We start from the raw sequence: 11,729 nt of genomic DNA, 5'->3' as shown, positions 1-11,729 counted from the left end.
CCCGGACGCGGCGCGGTGCTTCTTCAGCGGTGAGAGCGGTTTACCGCAGCGGCTTCTTCAGGAGCGAGAAGCGGTCGGGATCGAGCCCCATCGAGGGCTGCAGCATCGGCGCCTCGACGTTGGAGAGCGTCTTGGCAGGCGGGGCCGAAAACACCGGGTCGTTCGGCACGTCACGCTGCGAGGTGGCGCCGCGCCAGCGCTCGAGCACGGCGCTGACGAAATGCATGTCGTGGCCGGAGGTGACGGACGGGACGCTCGAAATGGTGGCTTCGCCGCGCGGCAATTGATGCGGCGGCACTTCCTTGAAGCGCAAGCGCGTGGGTAGTGCAACGCCTTCGCCGAAGGCCAGCACCTCACGCGTGCCGAGCGAGGGCACGAAGGAGAGCAGGTTCGCGGCGGCGTCCGACACCGCGGCACGCAGCAGCGCCTGGTCGCGCTCGTTGGCAAGACGCATCGTGAACAGCGTGTTGCACTGGGAGATGATGGTGGCGTCGAGCTCGGCCGGACGCTGGGTGATGAGGCCGAGATAGACGCCGTATTTGCGGCCTTCCTTGGCGATGCGCGATACGGCCTTGCGGGTCGGCCCGAAGCCGATGTTGCGGTCGGCGGAGGCGTAGCGATGCGCTTCCTCGCATACGAACAGCAGCGGCGAGACGCCGTCGCTCCACAGGCCGAAATCGAAGGCCATGCGGCAGAGCACCGAGACGACGGAATCGATGACCTCGGCCGGGAAGCCGGCGAGCTGCATCACCGTCATCGGCTTGCCGTTCGCGGGCAGGCGGAACAGATGGCTGATGACCTCGGCCATGGTGTCGCCGCCGACATTGGCGTTGTCGAACATGAAGGCGTAGCGCGGGTCGTTGCGCACGGCCTCGATGCGCGAGATCAGCTTGTGATAGATGATGCGCGAGGAGCGGTTTTCCAGCTTGCCCATGCGCTCGTCGATCAGCGACATCAAATCGACCAGGCGATAGGGCACCGGCGTGTCGACGGTGTAGCCGATCTGCTTGGGATCGATGCGCTTCAGGCCGATGCGGTCGGCATTCTGATACTGGGTGTAGACGCCCTTGGCGAGCGGGATCACCTCGGCGAGGATGTCGAGCTCCTCGGGCACGCCGGCGCGGCCGCCGAACAGCACGTCGACGATTTCCTCGAAATTGAACAGCCAGAACGGCAGCTTCAGGTTCCGCGGGTTCAGCACCAGCGCGCGGTCGCCGAAGCAGCGGCCATATTCGTTGTGCACGTCGAGCAGAAAGATGCGCAGGTTCGGCCGCGCCTTCAGGATCTCGTTGAGCAGCAGTGACACGCCGGTGGATTTGCCGACGCCGGTCGATCCCAGCACCGCGAAATGCTTGGACAGCATTTCCTCGACATCGACATAGGCGATGACCGAGCGGTCCTGTTGCAGGAAACCGACATTGATCTGGTCCGAGCCGGTCGGCGCGTAGATCGTGCGCAGCTCCTGGCTGGTGATGAGATCGACGGCATCCCCGATGGTCGGATAATTGGTGACGCCGCGCTGGAATTTCGGCTTGTCGGCGGCGTTGAGGATCTCGCCGAGCAGGTCGACCGAGGCGACCGCGATATAATTGTCGCTGCTCGACAGGTTCTCGCAGGACACCTCGGTGATCATCGCGACGATGACCGAGCTGGCGCTGCGAATGCTGACGAAGCGGCCCACCGTCGCCCGAACTTCCGAGATCGGCATCTGGCTTTCCGCCAGCAGCCCGACCCGGGCGAGCGATCCGCGAACCGAAATCACGCGTCCAAAGGATGTCACGATCAATGAACCTGGCAAGAGCAAGGGATTTGGTCCGGACTATGCGCGGCCGTCGCTGCACAAACGGTTAAACGGCAGGCACGGGCGCTTCGTTAAATCCGCGACAATTCGGCCGTGAGGTTTGTTCCGACTGCCTCCCCAAGGGCCGAATTGGCGGGAAAAGTCTGCAATTTCACCGCGTTGGCGCGAAAAGCCATTAAGCGATATTTTACCATCCGGCCAGTCCGTCCGCCGTTCGGGGGACGTTGGCCGCCGAGGCGGGACCGTCATCCGATTCCGGGCGGTTCTTGATTTGTTGACGAGACCTAATCATTTGTACATTAGTGCAAATGAGCCGGCGCCTGATGCCGCCTTCGGGCAAAGCGGGTGCGTTGTGACCCTGCGCCCCGATCGCGCGATCCGGTCCGACGGATCGCTCGCTGTGCCAGGAGGAAAGCATGCAGCCCGAACCGATCCTCGATCTCGCTCATCTCGGCCATATGGAGCTGCTGACGCCCAAGCCCGACGAGAGCCTGAAATTCTTCGTCGACGTCATGGGCATGACTGTCAGCGGCCAGAAGGGCGAGTCGGTTTACCTGCGGGGTTGGGACGATTACGAGCGTTATTCGCTCAAGCTGACGGCGTCGAAGACCTCGGGCATGGAGCACATGGCGCTACGCGCGCGCAGCCGGCAGGCGCTGGAACGGCGCGTCGCGGCGCTGAAGGGCTCCGGCTTCGACATCGGCTGGATCGACGGCGACATGGGGCAGGGCCCGACCTTCCGCTGCCGCGATCCTGACGGCCACATCGTCGAGCTCTATTACGAGACCGAATGGTATCAGGCGCCGCCGGAGCTGAAGCCGGCGCTGAAGAACCAGGCGCAGCGTTTTCCCGCGCGCGGCGTCAATGTCCGCCGCCTCGATCATCTCAACTGCCTCGCCGTCGACATCAAGGCCAACCGCGAGTTCTTCGAGACCTACCTCGGCTGCCGCCTCACCGAGCAGATCGTGCTCAATGACGGCCGGGAAGCTGCGATGTGGCTGACGATGTCGAACAAGAGCTACGATTTCGCCTATTCGCTCGACCATTCCGGCGTGCCCGGCCGCTTCCACCACGTCACCTACGCACTCGACAGCCGCGAGGAGATTCTCCGCGCCGCGGATATCTTCCTGGAGAATGGCATCCACATCGAGACCGGCCCGCACAAGCACGCGATCCAGCAGACCTTCTTCCTTTACGTCTACGAGCCCGGCGGCAATCGCGTCGAAGTCGCCAATGCGGGCGCGCGCCTCATCCTCGCGCCGGACTGGAAGCCGATCGTGTGGACGGAAGAGGAGCGCAAGAAGGGGCAGGCGTGGGGATTGAAGACGATCGAGTCGTTCCACACCCACGGGACGCCGCCGGTGGAGGCGAAGAAGCACGGCTGAGTGCAAGCTTGTCTAATGCGCGGACGATCGCGCCCGTGCGATCGTTTCGCGGATACCGGTCCACGCCGGCTTGTCTGGCGCAAACTGCTTACGCAGGAAGGTGGCGAGCTCCTCGATCTGCGTGTCGCTCATGCTGTTCCCGAACGCCGGCATGTAGCCGAGATCGCTAGTTACCGGCACGGCAATGCCGTGCAGGATCACCTGCACGAGATTGTCAGCCTTCGTGCTATGAATGTTGCTGTTGAGTGCGAGCGAGGGGCGGCTGCCGAACAGCGGCAAGCCGCCGGCCTCGTGGCAGACGGCGCAGGCGCCCTGGTAGAGCCGTGCGCCGGTGGAGGAGGCGACGGTGACTTGCGTCGCGCTCTCGAGCTTCCTTGCAAGAGCAGGCGCATCGGCCGCGACGTCGTTAAAGGAATTGAGATAGACCGCCATCGCACGGATGTCCTGATCCGGCAGGGCCTTGAGGTCCCTGACCACAGGCGCCATCGGGCCGGCGGCGACGCCGTGATAGCGCGAATGGCCGGTGCGCAAATAGGCGAACAGCTCGTCTTCGTTCCACGGGATCGGCGCGTGCGAGAGCGATGTCAGCGGCGGTGCCTCCCAGCCCTCCGCAAAGCCGCCGGCAAGGTAGGCGTTGCGCTGCTCGGCGCCGAGCGCGTTGCGCGGCGAATGGCAACCGCTGCAATGGCCGAGGCTCTCGACGAGATAGGCGCCGCGATTCCAGGCTTCCGACTTCGCAGGGTCGGGCTTGAACTCGCGCGTCTGATGGAACAATGCATTCCAGCCAGCCAGCAACGGACGGAGATTGTAAGGGAAGGCGAGCGCGTTTGCGGGCACCGTCGCGCGCACGGAAGGCTGCGCCATCAGATAGGCATAGAGCGCTTGCAAGTCGGCATCGCTGGTCTTGGCGAAATGCGTATAGGGAAAGGCGGGATAGAGCTGTCGTCCGTCGCGATGCAAGCCGTCGCGCATCGCGCGTTCGAAGGCGGGATAGGACCAGGCGCCGATGCCGGTCTCCACGTCGGGCGTGATGTTGGTGCTGTAAATGACGCCGAACGGCGTCTCCAGCGCGCGGCCGCCGGCATTGAGCACGCCGTTGATCGTGGTGTGGCACTCCGCGCAATTGCCGAGTGCCGCGAGCTGCTGGCCGCGCGCAATCGTTGCCGCGGAATAGACCGATGCATCCGGCCGCGCGATCGGCGCAATGACGCGCCCCGGCAGCAGTGCGGCGCCGATGCCGATCGCGGCAGTGCAGACGGCCGCGATCGTCGCGACAATGCCAGCGCGCCTGGCGAACGGATTCTCCCAGATGCGGGACGGCTGCGGGGGAGCAGGCGCGGGCAGCGCTTGCGGTGTCGCCGGCACCTCGCCGTGCAGCCCCTTGAGGATGCGCTCGGGCGTGAACGGCGGCTCGCGAAAACGCACGCCGGTAGCATCGAAGATCGCGTTCGCGATGGCGGCGGCGCTCGGCACCGAGGCGGACTCGCCGACGCCGAGCGGCGGCTGGTCCTGTCGCGGCAGCATCAAGACGTCGATCTTGGGCACGTCGGGGAAGGGGATGATCGGATAAGCGCCCCATTCCCGCGCGGCGACCGCGCCGCGCTCGAATGAGACCTCCTCCATCAGCGCGCGGCTGGTGGACTGGATGACGTTGCCGTGGATCTGGTGACGCACCCCGTCCGGATTGATCATCAGGCCGGAATCCTGCCCGGCGACGACACGGGTGACGCTGACGTCGCCGGTCGATTTGTTCACGGCGACGTCGGTCACCCACGCCGACCACGCCGCGCCATAGCCGGGAAACTTGCTGTGGACGTAGAGCGCATAGGCAAAGCCGCGCCCATGCACGATTTCGCCGTCCTTGTCCTCGCGCACCGGGCGCGGCGTCCAGCCCGCGCGCTCAGCCACCGCATTGACGAGATCGACGGCACGCTGGTCTTTCAGGTATCGCAGGCGATATTCGATCGGATCGACGCCGGCCTCGGTGGCCGCCTCGTCGATGTAGGATTCATGCGCAAAGGTGTTCGGCAGTGCCGAGACGCCGCGAAACCAGGAGGCGCGCACGATCGGCGCCATGTCGTGGGCGACCACGCGCATGTGGTCGTAATCATAAGGCGGGATCGCGGTGCGGTCGCCCATCTGCAGCACCGCGGGATCCGGAGATATCCGTCCCGTCAGCAGCAATGCCAGCGTCGGCGCGGCGTTCGAGGGATAGCGTGTGGCGAGATCGTAACCGGCGATGCCGCCGGCGGCGTCGAGCCCGCCATTGACGTCGATGAGTTGCGCCGTGCCTTTGGGCTCCCAGGCATGCTCCTGCTCGCGCGTCAGCTGCACACGCACGGGGCGGCCGACCGCGCGCGACAGCAGCAGCGCGTCGGCCGTGACGTCGTCGGCGCAGTTGCGGCCGTAGCAACCGGCGGCCTCCAGGCGGATGACGTCGATCTCGCTCTCGGGACGCTCGATCAGCAACGCGAGGTCGCCGCGCAGCACGTGCGGGTTCTGCGTGCCCGACCAGACCCGGATGTTGCCGTCCTGAAAATCCGCGACCGCGCAGGACGGGCCGATCGAGGCGTGCATCTGATACGGCCAGACGTAGGTACGCTGCATCGGTTTGGCCGCGCCGGAGATGGCGGCATCGACGTCGCCCTTGTCGATCAGCGTGCGCGGCGTCGACGGATTGGCGCGCAGCGCGGTCTCGACGTTGGCGAGGTCGGTGAGGGTGGGCGTCGGCTTCCAGCTCACCTCAAGCTGCGCCGCCGCGCGGATCGCATTCTCCTCGCGCTCTGCAACGACGCCGACGAAATCACCGATGCGCACCACGGCTACGACGCCGGGGATGTCGCGTACCGAGGATTCATCGACCGCGAGCAGGCTGGTGCCGACGAACGGGCCGGCATCGACGCCGGCATAGGGCGGACGCACCACGCGGCCGTGCAGCATGCCGGGCATACGGATGTCGTGGACGAAGGTCAATTCGCCCGTGGCCTTGGCCGGCAGATCGACGCGCGGGACGGATTGACCGACGATGGCGTAATCGCCGACCGCCTTCACGGTGACATCATCGGCAAGCTCGAGGCGGATGTCTTCGCCGCCGATCAGCTCGCCATAGCTGACGCTGCGGTTGTCATGCCCGCGCACGAGGCCATCCTCGATCCGCAGGTCGGTCGCCGGCAGCTCCAGCCGCTCGGCAGCTCGTGCGATCAGGACCTGACGCGCTTGTGCGGCTGCCTTGCGCAAGGGGACGGCGGTGATCTGGATGGTCTCGCTCGCAATGGTCGCGCCCTGGTTCGGCACCACCGCTGTGTCGCCGAGCACGATCACGACACGCGCAAAGGAGACGTCGAGCTCCTCGGCGACGATCTGACCGAGCGCGGTGCGGATGCCGGTGCCGAGATCGACGTGGCCGTTATAAGCCGTGACCGATCCGTCCGCGGTGATCCGCACGAACGTCTCGGATGTGACTTCGTCCACGCTGCGGACGACGACGAGCGAACCCGATGGCCGCTCAGCTCCGGTCGAAACAGGGGAGGCCATCAATCAGCCGCCTCGGTGAGCTGGCCCGATGCGCGCATCACGGCGCGCAGGATCTCGACATGGGTGCCACAGCGGCAAAGATTGTAGCGCAACGCGGCGAGCGCCTCCTGCTCGGTGGGCCGCGGGTTGATCGCGAGCAGCGCCTTGGTGGTCATGATCATGCCGTTGAGACAGTAGCCGCATTGCGCGGCCTGCTCGTCGATGAAGGCCTGCTGCACCACATCAGGTCTGTCGCGCGTGCCGAGGCCTTCGAGCGTCACGATGTCGCGGCCGGCGCAGCCACTGACGGGAATCACGCAGGAGCGCGCGGCTTGCCCGTCGATCAGGACAGTACAGGTGCCGCATTCACCCAGACCGCATCCGTATTTCGGGCCGTTGAGCGCGAGATCGTTGCGCAGCACGTAAAGCAGCGGCGTCTGTGGCGCCGCATCGATCTCGTGGATCCTGCCGTTCACGGTGAGGCGGATCGGTGTCTGCGTCATCCCTAAGTCCCAAGCCGCATGAAATTCGACGTCGCGACGATACCGTTTGTACACAAACGTGCAAGCCGTGCATGCCGCACTGCAGCGCGACTGCCTTCTTTGTGGACAGAGCGGATAGGCAAATGAGGTTTTATGCGGCAGCCTCATCTTTTGCGCTGCGTCGCAGCTTGACAGGTCCGGGGGACCGCGCGCAACATTGTTCGTATACGAATGATAACCGCTTGATCCGCTGGCTCGCACATGCTGACTGAAACGACGAGCGTTGTTGCCGACAAGATCCGCTGCGATGCTTGTCCGGTGATGTGCTACATCAAGCCGGGCGCGGCGGGGGCCTGCGATCGCTATGCCAATCACGACGGCAAGCTCGTCCGCGTCGATCCGCATGTGATCCTGGAGCGTACCGTCTCTCACGGCGGCAAGCTGGTGCCGTTCAGCCGCACCGAAGACTGGGACGGCAAAATCGTCCACGAACCCTCGACCTTCGTCACCGCGATCGGCGCGGGCACCACCTATCCCGACTACAAGCCGGCGCCGTTCATCGTCTCCGCCGAGGTCGACGGCGTCGACATGGTGACCGTGGTCACCGAAGGCATCTTCTCCTATTGCGGCATCAAGGTGAAGATCGACACCGACCGCTATCTCGGACCCGAGACCGCGACGGTGCGCGCGCAGGGCGAGGCGGTCGGTCACGTCACCACCAGCGAATACGGCTCGCAGATGCTGTCGCTCGGCGGCGTGCATCATCTCACCGGTGGCTCCAAGAAAGAGGGCCGCGTCACCTGCGATACGTTGATGGATCTCGCCAATTGCAAGGCGGTGGAGCTGACCATCGACGGCGGCGCGAGCGTGGTGGTGCAGGCCGGCCAGCCGCCGATCGTCAATGGGTTGAAAGAAGAGCGCATGCGCGTCGGCTGCGGCTCGGCGACGATCGGCATGTTTGCCAAGCAGTGGCACGGCAAGGTGGATGAAGTGGTCGTGGTCGACGACCACATCACCGGCGTGCTCAGTGAGCATCAGGCCGGCAAGCTGCTCGACATCGCCGACACCGGCATCAAGATGAAGGGCCGGCGCTCGACGCCCGGCCGCTACTTCCAGGTCGCCGACCCCGGCACGGGCTGGGGCGGCACCAATATTTCCGATCCGCTGTCGATCCTCGGCCCCTTCGACAAGAAAGAGGCGAAGGCCGGGTTGACCATGCTGATGGTCTCCACCACCGGCGAGCACTCGTCCTACTACGTGCTCGACGAGGCCTTGAAGCCGGTCGAGACCGAGATGCCCGCCGACTTGAAATTCTCGGTCGAGCGCATCCAGGAGAATTGCGAGCCGGCGCTGTGCACGGTGCTGTTCATGGCGGGCGCCGGCGGCTCCTTGCGCGCCGGCGTCACCGACAATCCGGTGCGGCTGACGCGCTCGGTGAAGGACGCGCTGACGCGCGTCACCAGCGGCGGCGCGCCGGTCTATGTCTGGCCGGGCGGCGGCATCACCTACATGGTCGACGTCACGCAGATGCCAGCCGGGGCATTCGGCTACGTGCCGACGCCGGCGCTGGTCGCGCCGATCGAGTTCACGATGAAACTGTCGGACTATGCCGCGCTCGGCGGGCACATGGATTATGTGAAACCGCTGTCCGAGGTGCAGAACGGCGATGATGTCCGGCAATTGCCCTGGCAGAATCCGATTCCGGGACCTCGGGCATGACACGGCTCCCGCAAATCGCATTGCTGTCTGATGGCCGGCGGCTGCATTTGCAGGATGGACCGATTGATCTGATCATTGAGGCGAGGGGGCGTGCGGATGCGGTGCGCGCGGCCTACGAGGCTGCGGCGCGGCGGTTCACGGGGCTGCTCGACGAGCTCTGCGCGGAGCTGCCGGAGCTGCGTGCTGCGGCTGAGGCGCGGACGTCGCTGAAAGGCGTGGTGGCGCGCCGCATGCACGCGGCGGTCGCGCCCTTTGCCGCTGATGGCTTCATCACGCCGATGGCCGCTGTGGCCGGCAGTGTGGCGGAGGAGATTCTCGGGGCGATGCTGGGCGCGGCGAGGCTCGATCAGGCCTATGTCAACAATGGGGGCGACATCGCCCTCCATCTCGGCAAAGGCGAGCATTTTTCGATTGGCCTGGTGGATCGTCCCGATCGTGATGGCGTGATGCGGGCTTTGAGGGTCGATGCCGATGAGCCGGTGCGGGGCGTCGCGACCAGCGGGCGCCACGGCCGCAGTTTTTCGCTCGGCATCGCCGATGCGGTGACGGTGCTGGCTGCAACGGCATCGCGAGCCGATGCGGCGGCGACCATCATCGCCAATGCCGTGGATCTGCCGGGACATCCCGCCATTGTCAGGCAGCCTGCCCGCGAGCTTCAGCCCGACAGTGATCTCGGCGCACGCCTGGTCACCCGCGATGTCGGCGAGTTGTCGCACGATGAGACCGCCGCGGCACTCGAATCTGGCGCGGAATGTGCACGCCGATTGTTCGATCGCGGCTTGATTGAGGGTGCAGTGTTGCAGCTCAGTGGTGATATGCTTGTCATCGGACCGAAAGATATTGAACGGCAGGAAGCGCGCCCACGTCAGCTGGAGAACGCGGTTCATGCCTGAGCAGGGAAGTGCCCAAGGGATACAATCATGAGCGCGATCATCCGCAAGATCGTCACCGTCGTCGAAGAGACGCAGATGGAGATGGGCCGCCAGGTCTCGCCGCCGACCCGGCGCGCGGCGGCCATCGCCGTCATCGAAAATCCCTTCGCCGGACAATATGTCGAAGACCTCTCGCCGCTGATCGCGATCGGCGAGGAGCTCGGCGAGCTGTTGTCGAAGCGTGCGGTGGCTGCGCTCGGCATCGATGGTGCCAAGGCGCAGAGCTATGGCAAGGCTGCGGCGGTCGGCGAGAACGGTGAATTGGAGCATGCCGCCGCGATCCTTCACCCCAAGATGGGCGCGCCGGTGCGTAAAGTCCTTGGCAAGGGCGCCGCGCTCATCCCGTCGTCGAAGAAGCGCAGCGGGCCGGGCACGACGCTCGACATTCCGCTCGGGCACAAGGACGCTGCCTTCGTGCGCAGTCATTTCGACGGCATGGAGGTGCAGATCAACGACGCGCCGCGCGCCAACGAGATCATGGTCGCGGTCGCCGTCACCGACAGCGGCCGCCCCTTGCCGCGCGTCGGCGGGCTGACGGTTGCGGAAGTGAAGGGCGAAGACGGTCTGAGATAGAAGACGTAAAGAGTTCAAAACTGGAGGTTGGGATGCGAGCAAGAAATTACTTCGTCGGCGCGGCCTTCGCGCTTCTGGCGGGCGGCATGGCTCATTCGGCCCTGGCGCAGGACATCAAGATTGGCGAGATCAACAGTTACTCGCTGCTGCCGGCGTTCACCGAGCCCTATCGCAAGGGCTGGCAGCTCGCGGTCGAAGAGATCAACGCGGCCGGCGGCATCAACGGCAAGAAGCTCGTCGTCATCTCCAAGGACGACGGCGGCAAGCCGGCGGACGCGCAGACTGCGGCGAACGAGCTGGTGTCCAGCGAGGGCGTGGCGATGCTCGCCGGCACGTTCCTGTCGAACATTGGTCTGGCCGTCAGCGACTTCGCCAACCAGAAGAAAGTGTTCTTCCTCGCGGCCGAGCCGCTGACGGACGCCATCACCTGGTCGAAGGGCAACAAGTACACGTTCCGCCTGCGCCCCTCCAACTACATGCAGGCGGCGATGCTGGTGGAGGCTGCCGCGAAGCTGCCGGCAAAACGCTGGGCGACGATCGCGCCGAACTATGAGTACGGCCAGTCGGCGGTCGCCGTCTTCAAGAAGCTGATGTCGGAGAAGCGTCCTGACATCCAGTGGGTCGACGAGCAGTGGCCGCCGCAAGGCAAGATCGACGCGGGTCCCGTGGTGCAGGCGGTAGCCGCAGCCAACCCCGAAGCGATCCTCAACGTCACTTTCGGTGCTGATCTCGTCAAGCTCGTGCGCGAAGGCAACACCCGCGGCCTGTTCAAGGGACGCGAGGTGGTCTCGTTCCTGACCGGCGAGCCGGAATATCTCGATCCGCTCAAGGACGAGACGCCCGAGGGCTGGATCGTCACCGGCTATCCCTGGTACTCGATCAAGACGCCCGAGCATGACGCGTTCCTGAAGGCCTACCAGGCCAAGTACAACGACTATCCGCGTCTCGGCTCGATCGTCGGCTACCAGACCATCAAGTCGGCGGCTGCGATCCTGGCCAAGGCCGGCTCGAGCGATCCGGAGAAGCTGATCGCCGCGGCGGAAGGCCTCTCGGTGCCGTCGCCGTTCGGCGAGATCACCTTCCGCAAGATCGATCACCAGTCGACGCTCGGTGCCTACGTCGGCAAGACCGCGCTGAAGGACGGCAAGGGCGTGATGGTGGACTCATCCTACAAGAAGGGTGCGGACTATCTGCCTGGCGATGCCGAAGTCGAGAAGCTGCGGCCGAAGGATTGATTTTTTCCTTCTCCCTCGCCCCGCTTGCGGGGAGAGGGTTGGGGTGAGGGGGAGTCTCCGCGAGGGAGGTGACAGAGGACTCGCGGAGA

8 protein-coding genes are annotated in these 11,729 nt (G+C 65.2%); 5 read left to right on the top strand and 3 right to left on the bottom strand.

The window, feature by feature from the left end; genetic code table 11:
- Positions 1 to 40 precede the first annotated feature (40 nt).
- Positions 41 to 1,780 carry an ATP-binding protein gene (locus SE92_RS09545; RefSeq protein WP_198172597.1) on the bottom strand — a complete coding sequence of 580 codons (1,740 nt, stop codon included), beginning with the start codon at positions 1,778 to 1,780 and terminating at the stop codon, positions 41 to 43.
- Positions 1,781 to 2,217: 437 nt separating this feature from the next.
- On the opposite strand from SE92_RS09545, the gene SE92_RS09540 reads away from it, so the two are divergent.
- Positions 2,218 to 3,186 carry a catechol 2,3-dioxygenase gene (locus SE92_RS09540; RefSeq protein ID WP_063195472.1) on the top strand — a complete coding sequence of 323 codons (969 nt, stop codon included), beginning with the start codon at positions 2,218 to 2,220 and terminating at the stop codon, positions 3,184 to 3,186.
- Positions 3,187 to 3,198: 12 nt separating this feature from the next.
- Here the strand turns inward: SE92_RS09540 and SE92_RS09535 are convergent, their stop codons facing one another.
- Together SE92_RS09535 and SE92_RS09530 are read right to left on the bottom strand one after the other, a co-directional pair.
- The gene (locus SE92_RS09535; RefSeq protein ID WP_063195471.1) at positions 3,199 to 6,720 is read right to left on the bottom strand and encodes a molybdopterin cofactor-binding domain-containing protein; all 3,522 of its coding nucleotides are present in this window, start codon (positions 6,718 to 6,720) and stop codon (positions 3,199 to 3,201) included.
- Positions 6,720 to 7,202 (bottom strand): (2Fe-2S)-binding protein, encoded by a 483-nt coding sequence (locus SE92_RS09530; protein ID WP_063195470.1) that lies wholly within the window; start codon positions 7,200 to 7,202, stop codon positions 6,720 to 6,722. Before SE92_RS09530 ends, SE92_RS09535 begins: the two co-directional genes overlap by 1 nt.
- A gap of 240 nt (positions 7,203 to 7,442) precedes the next feature.
- Between SE92_RS09530 and SE92_RS09525 the strand changes: the two genes are divergently transcribed.
- Genes SE92_RS09525 through SE92_RS09510 form a run of 4 tightly spaced genes read left to right on the top strand, consistent with a single transcriptional unit; the run spans position 7,443 to position 11,640 of the window.
- Entirely contained in the window at positions 7,443 to 8,900 is a 1,458-nt protein-coding gene (locus SE92_RS09525; RefSeq protein ID WP_157095255.1) for a 6-hydroxynicotinate reductase, read from the top strand.
- Positions 8,897 to 9,793 (top strand): UPF0280 family protein, encoded by an 897-nt coding sequence (locus SE92_RS09520; protein ID WP_063195469.1) that lies wholly within the window; start codon positions 8,897 to 8,899, stop codon positions 9,791 to 9,793. The genes SE92_RS09525 and SE92_RS09520 overlap by 4 nt, the downstream gene beginning before the upstream one ends.
- A 27-nt stretch (positions 9,794 to 9,820) precedes the next feature.
- Positions 9,821 to 10,405 (top strand): amino acid synthesis family protein, encoded by a 585-nt coding sequence (locus tag SE92_RS09515; protein ID WP_063195468.1) that lies wholly within the window; start codon positions 9,821 to 9,823, stop codon positions 10,403 to 10,405.
- A gap of 32 nt (positions 10,406 to 10,437) precedes the next feature.
- Positions 10,438 to 11,640, top strand: a complete 1,203-nt coding sequence (locus SE92_RS09510) for an ABC transporter substrate-binding protein (RefSeq protein ID WP_063195467.1) — start codon at positions 10,438 to 10,440, stop codon at positions 11,638 to 11,640.
- The last annotated feature ends 89 nt before the right edge of the window (positions 11,641 to 11,729 follow it).

Origin of the sequence: Bradyrhizobium sp. AT1 (assembly GCF_001590795.1) — a bacterium.
In the GTDB taxonomy this organism is placed as follows: Bacteria; Pseudomonadota; Alphaproteobacteria; order Rhizobiales; family Xanthobacteraceae; genus Bradyrhizobium.
This window is presented reverse-complemented; position numbering and strand designations above follow the sequence as displayed.